The organism is Pseudomonas sp. 67(2021), from assembly GCF_017491835.1.
Classification (GTDB): domain Bacteria; phylum Pseudomonadota; class Gammaproteobacteria; order Pseudomonadales; family Pseudomonadaceae; genus Aquipseudomonas; species Aquipseudomonas atacamensis.
Genome location: NZ_JAFGYL010000005.1, coordinates 309603 through 310448, shown reverse-complemented (window position 1 = coordinate 310448; position 846 = coordinate 309603). Strand labels below are relative to the sequence as shown.

The window sequence follows — 846 nt, the reverse complement described above, 5'->3', positions numbered from 1 at the left end:
AGGAGCTTCACCATGATCAAACCAACACCCAACCCACCCGAAACCGACCCCACCTCCCCCTACGAATCCCTCGACTCAAAAAAACTCCACCAAGCCGCCGACCGCGCCCTCGACCACTACCTCTGCCCACCCGGCTCTACTCCACCGCCGTTCAGCCCCCGCGCCATGTACGCCGTCACCGCCGACACCAAAAACGAAGACCTGCTGGCCAACGCCTGCGAAACCCTCGCCTCGGCTAAAACCATCGCCCAGGAATTTGCCGGGCTGGTAAAGCCATCGCAACGCCGCACGCTGATGGGGATTGCGCAGCTGATCATGCTCGCCGAACTGGCGGTGAATCGGGTGCTGGATAATCTGGAGTTGCCGCAGTAGCGGGCCTTTGATGATCGTTCCCACGCTCTGCGTGGGAATGCCTCAAGGGACGCTCCGCGTTCCAGCTCTGGGGGACGCAGAGCGTCCCGGACTGCATTCCCACGCGGAGCGTGGGAACGATCAACGCGTAAGCAGGGAAGACTCGTGTGGGAGCGAGCCTGCTCGCGAATGCGGTGGGTCAGTCACTGAAGTTTCGACTGGCGGATTGCTTTCGCGAGCAGGCTCACTCCTACATGGGGCGGGTCAAGGCTGGAACCATTCGTGGCGTTCGTTGAAGGTTTTGATGATCGTTCCCACGCTCTGCGTGGGAATGCCTCAAGGGACGCTCCGCGTTCCAGCTCTGGGGGGGACGCAGAGCGTCCCGGGCTGCATTCCCACGCGGAGCGTGGGAACGATCAACGTGTAAGCAATGAAGATTCCTGTGGGAGCGAGCCTGCTGGCGAAAGCGGTTTGTCAGTCACTGTGGCTTCGACT

At 61.5% G+C, this 846-nt stretch carries 1 protein-coding gene; it reads left to right on the top strand.

Annotated elements, in window-relative coordinates; translation table 11 throughout:
- Positions 1-12: 12 nt before the first annotated feature.
- Positions 13-372, top strand: a complete 360-nt coding sequence (locus tag J5M66_RS09890; protein ID WP_123442567.1) for a hypothetical protein — start codon at positions 13-15, stop codon at positions 370-372.
- Positions 373-846 lie beyond the last annotated feature (474 nt).